Source organism: Arthrobacter sp. StoSoilB13, assembly GCF_019977255.1.
In the GTDB taxonomy this organism is placed as follows: Bacteria; Actinomycetota; Actinomycetes; order Actinomycetales; family Micrococcaceae; genus Arthrobacter.
On record NZ_AP024648.1, the window covers coordinates 24,918 to 41,724 of the forward strand.

17 protein-coding genes, 1 tRNA gene and 3 pseudogenes are annotated in these 16,807 nt (G+C 60.8%); 14 read left to right on the plus strand and 7 right to left on the minus strand.

What is annotated here, in order from left to right; all coding sequences use genetic code 11:
- Window positions 1-40: 40 nt before the first annotated feature.
- The 3 genes from LDP01_RS12305 (at window position 41) to LDP01_RS12315 (ending at window position 3,214) form a co-directional block, all read left to right on the plus strand.
- Complete coding sequence (locus tag LDP01_RS12305; RefSeq protein ID WP_396133564.1) at window positions 41-679, plus strand: response regulator; 639 nt, start codon at window positions 41-43, stop codon at window positions 677-679.
- 164 nt (window positions 680-843) lie between these two features.
- Window positions 844-2,310 (plus strand): amino acid permease, encoded by a 1,467-nt coding sequence (locus tag LDP01_RS12310; protein WP_224092504.1) that lies wholly within the window; start codon window positions 844-846, stop codon window positions 2,308-2,310.
- Between the two features lie 145 nt (window positions 2,311-2,455).
- Complete coding sequence (locus tag LDP01_RS12315; RefSeq protein WP_224092506.1) at window positions 2,456-3,214, plus strand: IclR family transcriptional regulator; 759 nt, start codon at window positions 2,456-2,458, stop codon at window positions 3,212-3,214.
- On the opposite strand, the gene LDP01_RS12320 is transcribed toward LDP01_RS12315, so the two are convergent.
- The 3 genes from LDP01_RS12320 to LDP01_RS12330 form a co-directional block, all read right to left on the minus strand.
- Window positions 3,211-3,990 carry an IclR family transcriptional regulator gene (locus LDP01_RS12320; protein ID WP_224092513.1) on the minus strand — a complete coding sequence of 260 codons (780 nt, stop codon included), beginning with the start codon at window positions 3,988-3,990 and terminating at the stop codon, window positions 3,211-3,213. The genes LDP01_RS12315 and LDP01_RS12320 overlap by 4 nt on opposite strands.
- A gap of 97 nt (window positions 3,991-4,087) precedes the next feature.
- On the minus strand, window positions 4,088-4,828 hold the full coding sequence (locus LDP01_RS12325; RefSeq protein WP_224092514.1) for a cyclase family protein: 741 nt from the start codon (window positions 4,826-4,828) through the stop codon (window positions 4,088-4,090).
- Window positions 4,828-5,274, minus strand: a complete 447-nt coding sequence (locus LDP01_RS12330) for a hypothetical protein (RefSeq protein WP_224092516.1) — start codon at window positions 5,272-5,274, stop codon at window positions 4,828-4,830. Before LDP01_RS12330 ends, LDP01_RS12325 begins: the two co-directional genes overlap by 1 nt.
- 186 nt (window positions 5,275-5,460) lie before the next feature.
- On the opposite strand from LDP01_RS12330, the pseudogene LDP01_RS12335 reads away from it, so the two are divergent.
- The 3 genes and pseudogenes from LDP01_RS12335 to LDP01_RS12345 all read left to right on the plus strand — a co-directional run bounded on the left by LDP01_RS12335 (window position 5,461) and on the right by LDP01_RS12345 (window position 9,352).
- A pseudogene (locus LDP01_RS12335) lies at window positions 5,461-6,349 on the plus strand (intradiol ring-cleavage dioxygenase).
- 37 nt (window positions 6,350-6,386) lie between these two features.
- Window positions 6,387-7,694, plus strand: coding sequence for a M18 family aminopeptidase (locus LDP01_RS12340; protein WP_224092518.1), 1,308 nt, complete (start codon window positions 6,387-6,389; stop codon window positions 7,692-7,694).
- A gap of 242 nt (window positions 7,695-7,936) precedes the next feature.
- Window positions 7,937-9,352, plus strand: coding sequence for an amino acid permease (locus LDP01_RS12345; RefSeq protein ID WP_224092520.1), 1,416 nt, complete (start codon window positions 7,937-7,939; stop codon window positions 9,350-9,352).
- 60 nt (window positions 9,353-9,412) lie between these two features.
- On the opposite strand, the gene LDP01_RS12350 is transcribed toward LDP01_RS12345, so the two are convergent.
- Window positions 9,413-9,562: a hypothetical protein gene (locus LDP01_RS12350; protein ID WP_224092526.1), complete on the minus strand. Its 150-nt coding sequence runs from the start codon at window positions 9,560-9,562 to the stop codon at window positions 9,413-9,415.
- A 340-nt stretch (window positions 9,563-9,902) separates the two neighbouring features.
- Window positions 9,903-10,562 (minus strand): DUF1345 domain-containing protein, encoded by a 660-nt coding sequence (locus tag LDP01_RS12355; RefSeq protein WP_224092528.1) that lies wholly within the window; start codon window positions 10,560-10,562, stop codon window positions 9,903-9,905.
- 135 nt (window positions 10,563-10,697) lie between these two features.
- On the opposite strand from LDP01_RS12355, the gene LDP01_RS12360 reads away from it, so the two are divergent.
- Window positions 10,698-10,780: transfer RNA gene (locus LDP01_RS12360), tRNA-Leu, on the plus strand.
- A 70-nt stretch (window positions 10,781-10,850) separates the two neighbouring features.
- Here the strand turns inward: LDP01_RS12360 and LDP01_RS12365 are convergent.
- Entirely contained in the window at window positions 10,851-11,189 is a 339-nt protein-coding gene (locus LDP01_RS12365; RefSeq protein WP_224092530.1) for a YnfA family protein, read from the minus strand.
- Window positions 11,190-11,420: 231 nt separating this feature from the next.
- Between LDP01_RS12365 and rpsF the strand changes: the two genes are divergently transcribed.
- The 4 genes and pseudogenes from rpsF (at window position 11,421) to rplI (ending at window position 13,206) form a co-directional block, all read left to right on the plus strand.
- Entirely contained in the window at window positions 11,421-11,726 is a 306-nt protein-coding gene (gene rpsF, locus LDP01_RS12370; protein ID WP_021473324.1) for a 30S ribosomal protein S6, read from the plus strand.
- Between the two features lie 50 nt (window positions 11,727-11,776).
- A pseudogene (locus LDP01_RS12375) lies at window positions 11,777-12,368 on the plus strand (single-stranded DNA-binding protein).
- A gap of 127 nt (window positions 12,369-12,495) precedes the next feature.
- Window positions 12,496-12,735, plus strand: coding sequence for a 30S ribosomal protein S18 (gene rpsR / locus LDP01_RS12380; protein ID WP_003800144.1), 240 nt, complete (start codon window positions 12,496-12,498; stop codon window positions 12,733-12,735).
- Between the two features lie 18 nt (window positions 12,736-12,753).
- Complete coding sequence (gene rplI / locus LDP01_RS12385; RefSeq protein WP_223935139.1) at window positions 12,754-13,206, plus strand: 50S ribosomal protein L9; 453 nt, start codon at window positions 12,754-12,756, stop codon at window positions 13,204-13,206.
- 58 nt (window positions 13,207-13,264) lie between these two features.
- Here the strand turns inward: rplI and LDP01_RS12390 are convergent, their stop codons facing one another.
- Window positions 13,265-13,693 carry a DUF1801 domain-containing protein gene (locus tag LDP01_RS12390; RefSeq protein WP_224092532.1) on the minus strand — a complete coding sequence of 143 codons (429 nt, stop codon included), beginning with the start codon at window positions 13,691-13,693 and terminating at the stop codon, window positions 13,265-13,267.
- A 55-nt stretch (window positions 13,694-13,748) separates the two neighbouring features.
- On the opposite strand from LDP01_RS12390, the gene LDP01_RS12395 reads away from it, so the two are divergent.
- The 3 genes and pseudogenes from LDP01_RS12395 (at window position 13,749) to LDP01_RS12405 (ending at window position 16,463) form a co-directional block, all read left to right on the plus strand.
- Window positions 13,749-14,600, plus strand: a complete 852-nt coding sequence (locus LDP01_RS12395; RefSeq protein WP_224092534.1) for a PhzF family protein — start codon at window positions 13,749-13,751, stop codon at window positions 14,598-14,600.
- A 113-nt stretch (window positions 14,601-14,713) separates the two neighbouring features.
- Entirely contained in the window at window positions 14,714-15,505 is a 792-nt protein-coding gene (locus tag LDP01_RS12400; protein ID WP_224092536.1) for an IclR family transcriptional regulator, read from the plus strand.
- A gap of 57 nt (window positions 15,506-15,562) precedes the next feature.
- Window positions 15,563-16,463 (plus strand): annotated as a pseudogene (locus LDP01_RS12405) (diacylglycerol/lipid kinase family protein).
- Window positions 16,464-16,807: the final 344 nt, after the last annotated feature.

Genomic DNA, 16,807 nt, shown 5'->3' on the forward strand with positions numbered 1-16,807 from the left:
CATCAAGATCCTGCTGGTGGATGACCAGCCACTGCTGCGGATGGGCTTTCGACTCATTCTTGAAGGTGAAGAGAACTTCCATGTGGTGGGCGAGGCATCAGACGGGAACGAGGCCGTCCGGAAGGTTGAGGAGCTGCAGCCGGATGTGGTGCTCATGGACGTCCGAATGCCCACCATGGATGGCATAGAAGCGACGCGCCGCATTTCGGACGCCGGTTCCGAAGCCCGGGTCATCATCCTCACCACCTTTGACCTGGACGAATACGCGTTCTCGGGACTGCAGGCGGGTGCTTCTGCATTCCTGCTTAAGGATGTGGCCCCGGTTGAACTCGTGCACGCTGTGCGGCTTGTGGCCAGCGGCGACGCCGTTGTGGCCCCCCGCGTAACGCAGAGGCTGTTGGAGACGTACGTACGCGGCGGCAGCGTGCCCGGCCAATCGCCCAGCCCACACCGCGATCCGTTATTGGACGATCTCACACCACGCGAGACCGAGATCCTCACGACCATCGCCGAGGGGCTTTCCAACGCGGAGATAGCCCATAAGTTCTTCCTGTCCGAGGCAACTGTCAAGACCCATGTCCGCCGTATCCTCAGCAAGCTGCAACTGAGGGACCGGGTGCAAGTGGTTGTGTACGCGTACGAGACCGGACTTGTTGTGCCGAGCAACCCGGACTACTAATGCGTTAGGCACTTGGCGTGCAACATATGCATTAACAAATGTTTTTAATGACCACATGCGGCGAAAATGTGTTACCTTCGTCACTACAGACGCCCTCTTTGGCACCTTAAGTCCGGATGTCCTCAGGCGTACCGTTCGCATCTGTCATTAACCGGAGACACCACATGGAACCTTCAGCACCCCTGCAACTGGACCATCTACCTGATGCTCCCGCTTCTCCCGGCGCTACTGCCTCGTCCACCGCTCCTGCCGAAACCGGCCTCCGCCGAACGATGGGTCCGCGGCACCTCATCATGATCGCGATGGGAGGTGTTATCGGATCGGGCCTGTTCCTCAGTTCGGGCTACACGATTTCCCAGGCAGGCCCGCTCGGTGCTGTCATTGCCTACCTCGTGGGGGCATTCGTGGTCTATCTGGTGATGGCCTGCCTTGGAGAACTCGCGATCGCCTACCCGGTATCGGGTGCCTTCCACATTTACGCCGCACGATCCATCGGTCCGGCCACGGGCTTCACCACGGCCTGGCTCTATTGGCTTTGCTGGGCGGTCGCGATCGGCTCCGAATTCACGGCGTCAGGACTGCTCATGCAGCGGTGGTTCCCTGGCGTCGAAGTCTGGGTGTGGTGCGTTGTGTTCGCAGCAGTCCTCTTCGGATTCAATGCCATCTCCTCCCGGTTCTTCGGAGAATCTGAATTCTGGTTCTCCATCGTCAAAGTGGGGGCGATCATTGCCTTGATCGTCCTTGGCGGAGCCGCACTCCTTGGATTCCAGCCCCTCGCGGAGTCCGGTAACCATCCGTTCCTCTTTGAGAACTTCAACACCTCAGGCGGACTCTTTCCCAACGGCTTCTCCGGAGTACTGGTTACCGCCCTGGCGGTCTTCTATGCCTTCTCCGGGTCTGAACTCATCGGGGTTGCTGCCGGAGAAACCACCGATCCTGCGCGGAACATCCCCAAGGCCATGCGTAGCACTGTCGTCCGCCTCCTGATCTTCTTCGTCGGTGCCATTGCCGTCATCGCAGCAACTGTTCCTTTCGATCAGGTGGGACTGGATGAGAGCCCGTTCGTCACCGTGTTCTCCTCTGTGGGTATCCCCTACGCGGCCGACATCATGAACTTCGTCATCATCACGGCACTGTTGTCCGCCGGAAACAGTGGCCTGTTCTCCTGTGCACGCATGCTGTACTCGTTGTCTGATGAAGGGCACGCACCAAAGGCCCTGAAGCGACTGACGCGGCGCGGTATCCCCCTCGTTGCCCTTTCTGTAAGCATGCTTGGCGGGCTGGCATCGCTGATCAGCAGCGTGGTTGCACCGGAAACGGTGTACCTGGCCCTTGTTTCCGTGGCCGGATTCGCGGTGGTGGGCGTATGGATGTCAATCACGGCATCGCACTTCTTCCATCGCCGGGCCTTCGTCCGAAAGGGTGGGCAGGTGGCCGACCTTGCTTACAAGGCCCCGTTCTTCCCGCTGGTTCCGATCCTGGCATTCACTCTTTGCCTGATCTCACTGGTAGGTATCGCGTTCGATCCAAATCAGGTTGCTGCTCTCTACTTCGGTATTCCGTTCGTAGCCGCCTGCTACATCTACTTCCACTTCAGGCACGGGCGGCACGCGGTTAAGCAGGTCGCCTGACCAATCCAGCACAGGGCTTCGCGGCCGGACTTCAGAGAGAGTCCGGCCGTGAAGCCGTTCATCGTCTGCCCATGAGGTCCTGATTCCTGCCGCTGACATGGGCGTGTGAGAATGGCGTGAGCGCTTGGCGGAAGGAGCGGGATTCTTGGAGGTGTCACCGGAGGCGTCGTCGTTGGCGCAGGGGCTTCGTCTCGTTCGGCTGGTTACTGACCGCGAAAAGCAGGGCCGTCAGTTACTTGGCGTATCCCAACTCGCGGCCGAGCTGGACATGGAGCAGAGCAGGGTTTCGCGCCTGGCCCAGGAACTGTGCGATTTGGGGTTACTCGAGCGGCTGGAGCGCGGGCCTTTCCGTGCGGGACCTCGGTTCTTCAGCCTGGCCGCCTCCCTCAATGTTGGCTGGGTCCATGATTCGCGTGCGGAGCTGGAAGAGTTGGTCTCGTCCCTGGGACTTAGGTCCCGGCTGTCAGTGCGGGATGGTGTCAGGGTTCTGCTGCTGCGTTCCTCCACCAACAATTCAGTCCTGGGCGGGTTCGCAAAGCCGGGAATGGTCACGCCCGTGTGGTGTACAGGTTCCGGGCGGGCGTTGCTGTGGGACCACTCCCGGAACGAGCTGGAAGCCCTGCTTAAGGACGTCAACTTCATCGGCGTCGGCGGGCCTGCTGCAGCGCATTCCCAAGCGGAAGTCGACGCCCTCATGGAGCGCGACAGGCTTCGGGGTTTTGTATTGGCTGCTGAGGAGTTCGAATACGGTGTATGGGAACTGGCCGTACCTGTCCGGGATCCTTCAGGCGGCATCCTTGCTGCGCTCAGTATCCTGGGTACCCGTTCCGATCTTGAGGGGGGCGCACCGGAGCTTGCCCCGCTGCTGCATTCGGCAGCGCACCGGCTCGGTTCCGGGACTTAAGCTCTTGGCGGCTGTTGAAGCCGTCCGCCAACCATCGACTCAAGCCACTCCTGCCAAGCATGGAGGGCGACTGCGTAAGTTTCGCGGTGGGGCTCAATGCGGGACTTCGGGCCCACTATCTGAAGGGCTGCAGCAACCTCTCCCTTGAAGTCGCGTACGGGGGCGGCCAGTGAGTAAAGTCCCGGCTCAGCTTCTTCGTCCACGATTGAGTAGCCGCGCACGCGAGCTTCCTTGAGTCGCGCCAGGAAGTCCTCAACAGAGGAAGGGGTATTGGGTCCATGCTTCACGAACTCAACAGATTCGAAGATCTTACGGACTTCTTCGTCCGGGGCGTCCCACAGAAGTGCTTGGCCGGCGTCACTGCAATAGGCAGGATACGGACGTCCAAGCCACGATCCTACGAGGTTGGCGCTGGCTGGCACCTGTTCACCGATGGTGACCGTACTGTTGCCGCTGAGCACGCCAAGGAAGCACGCTTCGTTGGTTTCAGAAGCGAGACCCTCGAGCGCCGTCAGCCCGTCCGTCTTCAGCCGTTGTTCAGCGACCAGTTGGGCGTCCGTGAGGATGGTCCAACCCAAGCTGTACTTCCGCTGATCCCTGCGGGCCAGGAATCCCTCCTGCAAGGCACCCTTGAGGCTTCGCGATACTTGGCTGCGGTCCTTGTCCAGGTCGGCCGCGACGTCGGCGACCGTCCCGCCGTCGTGTCCTTGCGCGTGACGGGCACCGACCGCAAGGATGGCCATCATGCCCCGGCCCATGCTTGAGGTCTTTGACATGGATTGATTCTAGCTTTTGGGCGGAAGGTTCTTCGGGACCGGCACCGGGGACCAGCCCCGGGGGACGGCCCCGACGGCGGGCCTGAATGGGCAGGTCCTAGTGGATGGCGAAAACCCTGGCAGGAAATCCACTGCCTTCCAAGGGCTTGGCCCATGTTGCCACCAGGACGCCGCCGGCCTCGGGCACGTTGTCCAGATTGGCAAGAAGTTCAATCTGCCACTTGTCACGGGCCAGGACATAAGTTTCCAGGCTGAAGTCCTGCTGGGAGGTGGCGACGCCCGGATCAGTGTCCGTTTGTTCGTGGCCCACGGCAGCCACGGCACGGGTCTCGATCAGGAATTCCAGAACCTCCTGTGACCAGCCGGGAGTGTGGCTGATGCCGGCTTGGTCCTTGTTTGCCATTGCTTGGGCATCAGGCCAGCGATGGCTCCAACCAGTCCGGAGTGCCACAAATGAACCTGCCGGAATCTTCCCGTTCCGCTCCTCCCAGGACTGGACGTCGGCGAGTGTTGGAGTGGCATCTTCATCGAGGCGAATACGGTCACTGATATCCAGGACAACCAAGGGCAAGAGCATTTGTTCCACGGGTATCTGGTCCAGTGTTCGGCCGCCCCGCACAAAGTGCGACGGCGGATCCACATGGGTTCCCCATTGGCCGACGATCGAGTACCGGTGGGCAGTAAAGCCGTCCCCCTTTTCCATGTCAAAGAGGGCTTCGCGGGACTCATCCGGGAAGGCAGCGAAGCGCGGCTGACCAGGATGGAACGCATGCGTCAGATCGGTGTACGTCCTGCCTTCGAGCAGGGGTGCGAGCTGCTGCCATAACTGGGAACCCATCAGGCCACCCGGCTTTCAATGGCAGGAGCGTGGGCACTGCTGGAGACACTCAGCGGCCCGGAGACTTCAATGACGGGAACTTCCCACGGGTGGATATCCACGATCCGCTGGACGAGTTCATGAACGGCCTGGTCCGGGAGCGAGTCGTCGAAGTATGTGGTGAAGACAAAAGTCGGCGAGATGGTCCTCTGCCCAACGCTTCCCAGCGTGGGATTGGCGCCTTCCGCGACGGTAAAGCCCTCGAACCCCGCCGAGGACTCGAAGACGTGGTGGTAATTGCCGAAGCCTCCCAGCTCCGGCGTTGCGGTGAGCACTTGCAGCAGGGAAGCGATGCCAGCGTCGGACTCCAGGGCGCCCAGATCGCCACTGGCCAGTTGCGTCATCGTGTCCAGCGGGATGGGCCAGTGGATGCGCAGCTTTCGCACGGCTTTCAATTCAATATTCATGGGGGGCAATGCCTTCCGTGGGTGTGCTTACTGGGAGCAATCGTGGCACAAGGTGACGAGCATTACAAGCATATGAAGATGTTTATATTGCACATATGGCCTTTGGTGGCTGGTAGTCGCCGCTTTCACAGCTCCACCACTGGTTTGGCATGTACAAGTCACAGCGCCCGTGGGTTTGATGGACGCATGACGTTCCCGCAGCCCCATCCAGACCACGATCGCGGCCTCGAATTCGATCTCTCCACGCTACTGAGCCGTCGGCGAACGCTCGGCATCCTGTTCGGCGCCGGGACGGCAGCAGCCCTGGCTGCCTGTACGCCCGGTTCCGGAGGTGGCGGCGCATCGCCGTCGTCGCCTTCCAGCGCTGCCGCTACCGCAACACAAAGCACGACGGCGGCCGTATCACCTTCCGCTACCAGTACCGTGACGCGCGCATTCGCCGAATGCGGAGTCGAGATCCCGGAGGAAACCCTCGGTCCCTATCCCGGCGACGGTTCCAACGGGCCGAATGTGCTCGAGACATCGGGAGTAGTTCGAAAGGACATCACTTCAAGCTTCGGCAGCTCTACCACCAAGGGCCGAAGGCGTCCCGCTGACTTTCACCCTCACCCTGCTGGACAACGCCAACGGTTGCTCACCGCTGGCAGGTGCGGCGGTCTATGCCTGGCACTGCGACCGGAACGGCAAGTATTCCCTTTACGATTCAGGGCCGAAGAACGAGAACTATTTGCGCGGCGTCCAGGAGGCCGACAGCAACGGCCAAGTCACTTTCACCACCATCTATCCCGGCGCCTACAGCGGGCGGTGGCCTCATATTCACTTTGAGGTATTTGAATCCATGAGCAACACTTCCGCGGCGGGGCAGGTATTGGCGGTTTCCCAGATCGCTCTGGCTGAGGCCGCATGCAAGGACGTGTACGGCTCGCCGGGATACGAGTCGAGTGCCCGAAACTTCGCAAGAAGCACCCTGGCAGGGGACAACGTCTTTGGTGACGATGGAGGCATATATCAGCTGGCCACCATGTCGGGTTCGGTCCAGGGAGGCTACACAGCCGCGCTGAACGTCACGGTTTGATGCGAAGCGGTCAACAAGCGCAGCTAGACTCGGGGGCATGCCTTCGAATGCCCCCGCAGCAGCTGACCACATCCAGGACCTCGGCGCGTATGTTTCGGCTTCGCCGTCCAGCTTCCATGCAGTGCACGAGGCCGGCAGGCGGCTTAATGGCGCCGGCTTCACCGCGCTGGATGAACTGCAGTCCTGGGAAGGTGGCGCGGGTAAGTTCTATGTCATCCGCGACGGCGCCCTGATCGCGTGGGTCACTCCCGAAAGTGCCGGTCCCACCACGGGCTTCAATATCCTGGGTGCCCACACGGACTCCCCCTCCTTCAAGCTGAAGCCGAAGCCCACCACCGGGAAGTTCGGTTGGCTGCAGGCCGGCGTCGAGGTGTACGGGGGGCCGCTCCTTAACTCCTGGCTGGACCGTGAGCTGCAACTGGCCGGCCGCCTGGTGTTACGCGACGGCACGCAGCACCTGACCGCAACCGGCCCGCTCCTGCGCTTCCCGCAACTCGCCATCCACTTGGACCGTACGGTTAATGACAACGGCCTGCTTCTGTCCAAGCAGCAGCACATGAATCCGGTCTTCGGGCTCGGTGATCCGGCCAACGAAGATCTTTTGGGCCTGCTTGCAGGGCGCGTCGAGGGCGCCACTGTTGATCCAGCAGACATCGGAGGTTACGACGTCGTCGTGGCGGACACGCAGGCACCTGCGGTTTTCGGCGCCAACGGTGAGTTCTTCGCCTCCGGCCGTTTGGACAACCTTTCCTCCACACACGCTGGCCTGGTGGCATTGATCGAACACGCGAAAGCCGGGCCGAAAGACGGCCCCATCGCTGTCCTCGCGGCGTTTGACCATGAAGAGATCGGTTCCAACTCGCGCTCCGGTGCCTGCGGGCCCATCCTTGAGGACATTTTGACCCGAATCTCTGACGGTCTTGGCGCCTCGGTGAGCCAACGGCGGCAGTCCATGGCGGCGTCGTTCTGTGTTTCCGCGGACGCCGGCCACGCCGTCCACCCGAACTACGCCGAGAGGCACGATCCCGTCAACCGTCCGCTACTCAACGGTGGGCCGCTGTTGAAGATCAACGCAAACCAGCGTTATGCCACCGATGCCACGGGGGCTGCGCTTTGGGCGCGGTTGTGCGGGGAAGCAAATGTGCCGTACCAGGAATATGTATCCAACAACGACCTTCCTTGTGGCTCCACCATTGGTCCCCTGACTGCGACGCGGCTGGGGATAAGGACAGTGGATGTCGGCATCCCCCTGCTGTCCATGCACTCGGCTCGGGAATTGTGTGGTGTGGAGGACCCGTTCCGGCTGTCCTCCGTGGCGGAGCGGTTCTTCCGCACTGAGGTCTGATTTCCCGGGCGCGGCTAACAAAGCCTCAAAGAGTCATTTCAAGGGAGTTTCTAAAGTTTCCTATATGAAACTTTAGATGCTTATAGTCATACTTTTTGTGCATATTTCCTTTTTTGGGATCGCCAAAATGTACATCCGCACAGGATTTTGCCCTGCGCGGATGGCTACTGTGGGAAAGCCATGTGGCCCGCTGCACATCAACTCGGGCCCCTCTCCAAAGACACTAAGGACGGCGCCGACCCATGCACGCTGACCAACAACTTTCACAGTCCCTGAAGCCACGACACCTCTCCATGATCGCCATCGCCGGCGTAATTGGTGCTGGGCTGTTTGTGGGTTCCGGCGCCGCTATCCAACAGGCTGGCCCGGGTATCCTCGTCGCCTACTTGGCTGCTGGCCTGGTGGTTATCCTCGTCATGCGAATGCTCGGCGAAATGGCTGCCGCCAACCCGGAAACCGGCTCCTTCTCCACATACGCGGATAAGGCCCTGGGCCGCTGGGCCGGGTTCAGCATTGGCTGGCTCTACGCCTGGTTCTGGATCATCGTGCTCGGCATCGAGGCCACCGCCGGCGCTGCCATCATGCATCGCTGGGTGCCGGGCGTCGACCAGTGGGTTTGGGCACTGGTGCTCATGGTGCTCCTGACATTGACGAACCTTGGCTCCGTGAAGTCGTACGGCGAGTTCGAATTCTGGTTCGCGTCCATCAAGGTGGCCGCAATCGTCATCTTCCTGCTCGCAGGCATTGCCGCCATCCTTGGCTTGATCCCTGGCGTTTCCGCGCCGGGCGTCGCCAACCTCCTGGACCAGGGAGGCTTTATGCCCAACGGTCCGGGTGCGGTCCTTGCCGGCATCCTCGTGGTGGTCTTCTCGTTCTTTGGTGCCGAGATTGCGACGATCGCCGCGGGTGAATCCGAAAACCCCGTAGACGCAGTCAAGAAGGCTGTGAAGTCCACCGTATGGCGCATCTTGATTTTCTACATCGGCTCCATTGCCATAGTGGTCACACTCCTGCCGTGGAACAGCGCTTCGGTCGCCAAGAGCCCGTATGTTGCCGTGATCGAGCTCTACGGAATCCCGGGTGCCGGGACCATTATGGACATCGTGGTCCTCACGTCGGTGCTCTCCTGCCTGAACTCGGGCCTGTACACGGCAAGCCGGATGCTCTTCTCGCTCTCGCAGCGTGGCGACGCCCCCAAGTCCTGGACGAAGATTTCCAAGCGCGGCGTGCCTGCGGCAGCAGTACTTGCCTCCACCGTGGTCGGGTTCATCACTGTCGGCCTGAACTACGTCGCTCCGGACACCGTGTTCCTGTTCCTCGTCAACACCTCCGGCGCCATCGCCTTGTTCGTGTGGCTGGTCATCGCCAGTTCACAGCTCATCCTCCGCCGACGCATGGGCGCCGCCGCCAAGGATCTGGACCTCAAGATGTGGTTCTTCCCGTACCTCACGTGGATCGCGATTGGAAGCATCGTCGCGCTCATCATCGGCATGGTGATACTTGAATCCACGCGGGAATCGCTCTTCCTCTCGCTGGCCCTTGCCGCGGTCGTCGTCGCCATTGGCGTGTACCGATACCGCAAGGGCGGCACCCCTTCCACCCCGGTGGGTGACGGGGAAGCCGAGCACGTCACGCTAGGTTCCGGACCGGCGTCGTAAGCGTCCTTTTCGTCCGGGGCAGCCGCCGTCAGCGTTCGACGGCGGCTGCCCCGTTCGTGTTTAAGGCACTTCAACGGGGAGGTACTGGATGGGTCCGGGGCATTGTGCGCCGGTGGTATCCGGAACACCCGGTATGGCAGGGATGTCGAAGACTGCGTCCCGCTGGCGTTTGCCTGTCTCCTTGACCACAACGCGGACCTTGGCCACCACGGCAGGCCGGGAGGCTGTTTGCCCGGCAGGTAGATACGGAGGCTCCTGAGGGACGAGCCAGCGGCCATCCGTCTGCTGTTGGACGGGGCCGCGGTGTGCAGCCGTCTCCGAAACATGCTTGGACGCGGCTCGGCGTCGAGCCTATCTTCAGCTCGATCGGAGTGTCGTTTCCCATGGCAGGGCACACGCGCGACTTGTCCACCGCGAACCACACAACTACGCCGATCGCGGCCACCAAAATGATCGCCGCAACCCAAATCAGCCGGGGCTTCATGGCAAGTAGCCTACGCCTGGGCGCGGCCGGGAACCGGGCATTTCGGGCGGCGGGAACTTCTGTGGGCTACTGGGCCAAGCCGATGACCAGGTTGATGGTGACGGCCAGGATGACCGTGCCAAACAGGTAGGACAGAAGGCTGTGCTTCAGGGCCTCGAGCCGGATCCGGTGGTTGCCCAGATTGGTGTCTGAGACCTGGTACGTCATGCCAAGGCTGGTGGCGAGGTACGCGAAGTCGGTGTACTGCGGCGGGCGGTCCTGGTTGAAGCTGATGCCGCCCACTTCACCACCGGCATCGGCTTCAGGGCTGTAGTACAGCTCGGCATAACGCAGAGTGAAGAGGGTTTGGACAAGCATCCAGGACAGGGCTACGCACGCAAGGGAGAGCGCAGCCGAATAAAAGCGGGTGTCCGTACCTTCAGTGTGCGAGTTGACGATCACCGCGGCAGCGGCGGCGATGCTGGCCAGGTTTGCGATGAGGATCAGTACATCGGTAACCCCGCGGGAAGGGTCCTCGGAGGTTGCGTGTTGCTGGGTTTCAGAGGGGTCCATCCGCGCTATCACCAGCCACACCCAGGCAACGTAGATCAGCGCTGCCGTGGCCCAGCCGACCGCCGGGGCGTCCACCCAGCTGCCTGCGAGGCCCGTGACCACGAAGGCCGCGGCACCGGCAGCCACCATGACAACGAAACGCACCCGGCTGCGCCTCACTCTCAGTGCATCCATGCCCCCACCCTAGCCCGGGTTCCCCGTTCAATCCGGCGTATTGGGATGCAGGAATCCACGAAATGGGCATCCTCGTGTTAGTGTCTTTGTCGCTGTTACGGAGAAAAGTGAAACACTGTTTCTCCGAATCACCCTGCGCGGGTGGCGGAATGGCAGACGCGCTAGCTTGAGGTGCTAGTCCTCGAAAGGGGGTGGGGGTTCAAGTCCCCCTCCGCGCACAGGAAACCCCTGGAAGATCGCTGATCTTCCAGGGGTTTTGTCGTTTCCCGGCTTGATTGGAGGCTCCGGTCAAGAGCCGGGCCGCGGCGCGAACATGATGATCCCGACGCCCACAATGCAGAGCACTGCGCCAACCACGTCCCAGCGGTCCGGCCGGAAACCATCGACGAGCATTCCCCATGCGAGGGAACCAGCAATAAAGACCCCTCCGTACGCGGCGAGGACGCGGCCGAAGTGGGCGTCGGGTTGGAACGCCGCGACAAAGCCGTAGATGCCCAACGCCACCACCCCGAGACCAGCCCACCACCAGGCCTTTCCCTCACGGACCGACTGCCAGATGAGCCAGGCGCCACCTATTTCTGCGACGGCGGCCAGAATGAAGAGGATGGTGGACTTCAGGACGGTCATGCTCCCAGTATTCACGGTCGCTGGAGTCAGTTATCCACATACGCCGTTTGCCCGGTTCCGGTCGTGGATTCCACCGAATAGCTTTGAGTGCAGGAGATGCACTAAGATATTGAAGTCTGTGTTGCGCCCTCCTTCCGAGTCTTCGGCGGGGGAGCGAGCCACAGCATCGCAAATGAACCTCCTGTTACGGAAATACCGTAACCGCTTAGCCCAAAGGAGGTGGGTTCACATATGCGTCCTTACGAATTGATGGTAATCATCGACCCCGAGGTCGAAGAGCGTACCGTAGAGCCGTCGCTTCAGAAGTTCCTCAATGTCATCACCACCGATGGTGGAACCATCGAAAAGGTTGACATCTGGGGCCGTCGCCGTCTGGCATACGACATCAAGAAGAAGTCCGAAGGTATCTACGCAGTGGTGAACTTCACCGCTGAGCCGGCTACCGCCAAGGAACTTGACCGCCAGCTGTCTCTTAACGAGACGATCATGCGCACCAAGATCATCCGCCCCGAAGACCAGAAGGTCGTTGCTGAGTAATCAGCCCCTTCCAGATCTTTACACCGCAGGAACGAACAAGGAGGCAGTAGATGGCAGGCGAAACGACTATTACGGTCATCGGTAATCTCACCAATGACCCGGAGCTGCGGTTCACCCCGTCTGGCTCAGCAGTAGCGAACTTCACCATCGCTTCTACTCCCCGGACCTTTGACCGTCAGTCGAATGAGTGGAAGGACGGGGAAACCCTGTTCCTCCGCGCTTCCGTCTGGCGCGAAGCTGCCGAGAACGTGGCCGAGTCCCTCACCAAGGGCATGCGCGTCATTGTTTCCGGCCGTTTGAAGAGCCGTTCCTACGAAACCAAGGAAGGCGAGAAGCGCACCGTTATCGAGCTTGAGGTCGATGAAATCGGCCCGAGCCTGCGTTACGCAAACGCCAAAGTCAACCGTACCCAGCGCTCCGGTGGCCAGTTCGGCGCCGGAAACGGTGGCCAGGGTGGCTTCGGTGGCGGTAACGCCGGTGGCTTTGGAGGAGGCGCTGCAGCTGGTGCAAGCCAGGGCGGCAACTCCGGTGGAAACTGGGGCGGCAACCAGCCCGCACAGCAGGATGACCCCTGGGCTACGCCCGGTGTCAGCAATGCAGGCGGCTGGGGCAACGGCCCCGGATTCCGAACCTCCCTTCTAAACACCAAGAAAAAGTCCGACGCCGGAACCCGCCGGGATTGCCGCAAGGCACCCGGGCGACTACCGCCGTCGAACACCACCATCCCGTGGATCAATATCCACGGGCTCCATAGAAAAGGAGCTCCACGATGGCTAAGGCTGAACTCCGTAAGCCCAAACCAAAGTCCAACCCCTTGAAGGCCGCTGACATCACTGTCATCGACTACAAGGACGTAGCACTGCTGCGCAAGTTCATCTCCGACCGCGGAAAGATCCGCGCTCGTCGCGTTACTGGCGTTACCGTTCAGGAACAGCGCAAGATCGCCCAGGCAATCAAGAACGCCCGCGAAGTTGCTCTGCTGCCTTACTCCGGCGCTGGCCGCGGCTAAGGGAAGGGATTAACTAACATGGCAAAGCTCATTCTGACCCACGAAGTAACCGGTCTCGGTGCTGCTGGCGACGTTGTCGAGGTCAAGGACGGTTACGCACGTAACTTCCTGCTGCCCCGCGGCTTCGCTCTGACCTGGACCAAGGGTGGCGAGAAGCAGGTTGAGTCCATCAAGGCTGCCCGCGCTGCTCGTGCCCACGCTTCTGTTGAAGCTGCACAGGCACAGGCTCAGGCTCTGTCCTCCAAGAAGGTCAAGCTCGAGGTGAAGGCCGGCGAGTCCGGTCGTCTCTTCGGCACCGTCAAGCCTGCTGATGTCGCTGCTGCTGTTGAGGCCGCTGGCCTTGGCGCCATCGACAAGCGCAACGTTGAACTGCCGAACCACATCAAGTCTGTCGGTTCGTACCAGGCCAACGTTCGCCTGCACGAGGATGTTTCCGCTGTTATCGACCTCGAGGTCGTAGCAGGGAAGTAGTCTCTGACTGCTAAGAAGGACCCCCGTCACCGGTTTCCGGTGGTGGGGGTCCTTTTGCTTACGAGGTCGGCGTGTGGAGCTCCGACATGACGTGTTGGTAGCCCGTCCTGATCATTTCTGCGAGGACCTCACGGTCCACGTCGTCCAGCCGGTTGATGTACAAACATGCAGCCCCGGTCTTGTGTTTGCCCAACTCAGGAAGCAGTCGATCGGCGTCGGGACCGTACGTGAGGCCATAAAGTGCCAGGTTTGCCTTGCGCGGTGAGAATCCGACGGCGGCGGAGTCACCTTCGCGTCCACTCTCGTATTTGTAGTGGTAGCTGCCGAATCCGACGATCGTCGGCCCCCACATGACGCCTTCCTTTCCAGTGATCTCCTGCATCATCCGCCGCAGCTCCAACCCGTCGGCGCGCCGGCCGGGGTGTTCCACCGCGGACAGGAATTCATCCACGGACATGCCCGTGGGCTGGGTCTTGTTCTCTGCCATGCTCGTAGTTTCGCAGACACGCGGTTGGCCGGCCACCCAGTGATAGCCTGCAGCGGTGACTTCAGAATCCTTGCGTATCCGCCCCTTCCACCAGGTCGACGTCTTCTCCGCCCAGCCGTATCGCGGTAATCCCCTCGCAGTTGTGGTTGATGCAGAGGGACTGAGCAGCGAGACAATGCAGCACTTCGCCAACTGGACCAACCTTTCCGAGACCACCTTCCTTCTTCCTCCCACGGATCCGCGTGCCGATTACCGTGTGCGCATCTTTACTGGCAGCGAGGAGTTCCCGTTCGCCGGGCACCCAACCCTCGGTTCCGCCCACACCTGGCTGCAGGCCGGTGGAGAGCCCAAGACGGATGGCGTGCTGGTGCAGGAATGCGGCGCAGGTTTGGTTCGAGTGAAGCACGACGCCGGAAGGCTGGCTTTCGCTGCACCACCACTGACCCGCTTCGAAGCAGTGGACGCTGCCGTTCGTTCCCAGCTGGCAGCCGGTCTGAGGCTTTCGGAGGACGCCTTGCTGGACGCATCATGGCTGGTAAATGGCCCGGAGTGGGTTGGTGTCCTGCTTGAGTCTGCAGAACAGGTCCTGGCGATCGAACCGGATCTCGTGGCGATGGGTGACCTCAAGGTCGGGGTGATCGGCCCACACGAGCCTGGGTCCGACGTCGACTTTGAAGTGCGCACGTTCATTCCGGGCGACGCCATGGTGGAAGATCCCGTGACCGGAAGTTTCAACGCCGGTGCAGCGCAGTGGCTGATCGGCACGGGGCGGGCACCTGATGAATACGTGGCGGCGCAGGGCACTGCCTTGGGCAGGGCGGGGCGCATCCATGTGAAGGCTGAGGACGGTGACATCTGGATCGGAGGGGCATCGGCTACGTGCATCCAGGGCACCGTGCTGCTCTAGCCCCCCAAGTAGGTAGCAGCTGATGCCCTTATGAACGCTCAAAACGGCATCACCTGCTACCTACTTGGGGGATGGATTGGCGTCCCCCCGGGCGAGCGTTTAGCGTGAGACTTATGTCAGCATCCGATGCTTCCGCGAAGGCCAACGGCAACCCTTTGCTTGTCCTTGGCAAGATCACGTCCATCCTGGACGCCTTCTCCCTGTCGAAGCCGGTGCTGCAGCTGAGCGACATTCGTGAGCACACGGGGATGCCGACCTCCACGGTGCAGCGTCTCGTCACCAACCTGACGTCCCAAGGATTCCTGGACCGGGAAGGCGACGCGTACCGCATTGGCATGCGGATGGCGTATTGGGCAGCTCCGGCCACCCGTGGCATGGAAGTGGTTGACATTCTAAGCCCGCTGCTCAAGACGTTGCGCGATACTACCGGTGAGACTGCGTGCTTCTTCAAAGCAGAACAGCACTACCGCGTTTGCGTCGCCATGGCAGATACCCGTCACGCGCTCCGGCGCGAGATGCACCTTGGCAAGATCATCCCGCTTCATGCGGGTTCGGCGGGAAGGGTCCTGCTTGCTTGGTCTCCTGAACTGATGGAGGCTGTCCTTCAGGACCCGTTGGAGCCGATCACGGACTACACCATCACCAGTTCCGAGGAATTGGAGACAGCAGTCAAGAAGACGCGGGCGGATGGCTTTGCTATTACCGTGGGGGAGCGGGAAGACGGTGCCTCCGGGCTATCGGCGCCTGTGTTCGATTCAGCTGCTGCCCTGGTGGGAGCAGTCACCATCAGCGGCCCGACGCTGCGGATGCCGCTGGAGACGTGCCAGGCGTGGGTGGAACCTTTGCTCGCAACAGCGGAACACATGACCAGACTCATCGGCGGGCGGTTCCCGGGGGAGTCGTAAGGGCTATTAAGAGCTAACGGGTAGTAACCAAACGGGCGTACACGCAAGGAGCACATTATGCATTCTGCACGGAATTTTGAATCGATCGCCATTATTTTCAATCCCAACAGCACAGGTGATGCACCCGAACTGGCTGAGCAATTACAGGTCAAGCTGAAGGACATGCTCTCCTACGCGCCAGAGATTACCCTGCAGCCTACTGAACACGCTGGACATGCCGTTGAGCTGGCCAGGACGGCGGCGGCAAAGGGAGGCGACGTCCTGGTTGTCTCCGTGAGTGGTGACGGTGGCTATAACGAGGTTGTCAACGGAGTAATACAGGCCGGGAACCCGCAAGCCGTGTGTGCGGTCATGGCTGCGGGCAACGCCAACGATCACCGACGGATCACGGGAACCAAGCCACTGGAAGAAGCTATTGCTGAGGGCCACGTCCGGAAGATTGACCTCTTGAGCATTCACACAGGCCAAAAAGAAGGCCAGCCTTTGGAATATGCGCATTCCTATATCGGATTTGGTCTCACACCTGTTGTGGCCACCGAGCTCGAAAAGGGCAGCAAGGGAGCCCTGACTGAAATGGTCTCCGTCATTAAGACGTTTTCAAAATTCGAGCCATTCGCCATCCGAACATCCGATGGCAAACGCAGGAAATTCGACAGCCTGGTTTTCGCCAACATCCCCGAAATGGCCAAGTACGCCACGCTCAGTGAGGCCGAAGACCACCCCTCTGACGGAAAATTCGAAGTCATCGTCTTTCCACACATGCCCAAATGGCGTGTGCTGCTGACAGCCCTCCGCGCAACCACCCAAGGGCCTGGGCGATCAGCCGAGCGTGAGCAGCTATGAATTCACTACGCTCAAACCCTTGCCGTACCAGATGGATGGTGAAGTGAAGACAGTGGAAGCCAATGTGAAAGTCAGGGTGGAATGCGCTCCGGCCGCTCTGGCTACAGTCGGCTAACGCCAGCCTCGTTGGGCTGCGAGATCGGCTACATGGATCGTGCGGTCTACTCGTCCATAGTGAGTCTCTGGAACGTGTTCTGCTCGTCCGGTTCTTAGGCAAGAATCGCCGTTCAATGCGCATGAAATTCTACGTGTTGCCATCGATCAAATCTCAACGCTGCGGCACTAACGGTCAAGCTGGCCCGACATGCCATTCGAGCGCATAGGCCGCACTTCCAGCGCGGCCTATGTCTGCCGGTTCTTGAGGGAAACTCCGGCTCGATGATGCCGCAAAAAAAATTCTCCTCGATCCTGGGTAATGAGAACTGCGTCACGTTTCCGTGTGCGCGCACACCTAGTAGG

What these genes read in the sequence shown, in the direction of transcription:
- LDP01_RS12330 (WP_224092516.1), bottom strand. Translation starts at nt 5,274, where the DNA reads ATGAATATTGAATTGAAAGCCGTGCGAAAGCTGCGCATCCACTGGCCC.
- LDP01_RS12310 (WP_224092504.1), top strand. Translation starts at nt 844, where the DNA reads ATGGAACCTTCAGCACCCCTGCAACTGGACCATCTACCTGATGCTCCC.
- LDP01_RS12355 (WP_224092528.1), bottom strand. Translation starts at nt 10,562, where the DNA reads ATGGATGCACTGAGAGTGAGGCGCAGCCGGGTGCGTTTCGTTGTCATG.
- LDP01_RS12400 (WP_224092536.1), top strand. Translation starts at nt 14,714, where the DNA reads ATGTCAGCATCCGATGCTTCCGCGAAGGCCAACGGCAACCCTTTGCTT.
- rpsF (WP_021473324.1), top strand. Translation starts at nt 11,421, where the DNA reads ATGCGTCCTTACGAATTGATGGTAATCATCGACCCCGAGGTCGAAGAG.
- LDP01_RS12325 (WP_224092514.1), bottom strand. Translation starts at nt 4,828, where the DNA reads ATGGGTTCCCAGTTATGGCAGCAGCTCGCACCCCTGCTCGAAGGCAGG.
- rpsR (WP_003800144.1), top strand. Translation starts at nt 12,496, where the DNA reads ATGGCTAAGGCTGAACTCCGTAAGCCCAAACCAAAGTCCAACCCCTTG.
- LDP01_RS12320 (WP_224092513.1), bottom strand. Translation starts at nt 3,990, where the DNA reads ATGTCAAAGACCTCAAGCATGGGCCGGGGCATGATGGCCATCCTTGCG.
- LDP01_RS12340 (WP_224092518.1), top strand. Translation starts at nt 6,387, where the DNA reads ATGCCTTCGAATGCCCCCGCAGCAGCTGACCACATCCAGGACCTCGGC.
- rplI (WP_223935139.1), top strand. Translation starts at nt 12,754, where the DNA reads ATGGCAAAGCTCATTCTGACCCACGAAGTAACCGGTCTCGGTGCTGCT.
- LDP01_RS12390 (WP_224092532.1), bottom strand. Translation starts at nt 13,693, where the DNA reads ATGGCAGAGAACAAGACCCAGCCCACGGGCATGTCCGTGGATGAATTC.
- LDP01_RS12365 (WP_224092530.1), bottom strand. Translation starts at nt 11,189, where the DNA reads ATGACCGTCCTGAAGTCCACCATCCTCTTCATTCTGGCCGCCGTCGCA.
- LDP01_RS12345 (WP_224092520.1), top strand. Translation starts at nt 7,937, where the DNA reads ATGCACGCTGACCAACAACTTTCACAGTCCCTGAAGCCACGACACCTC.
- LDP01_RS12305 (WP_396133564.1), top strand. Translation starts at nt 41, where the DNA reads ATGGGCTTTCGACTCATTCTTGAAGGTGAAGAGAACTTCCATGTGGTG.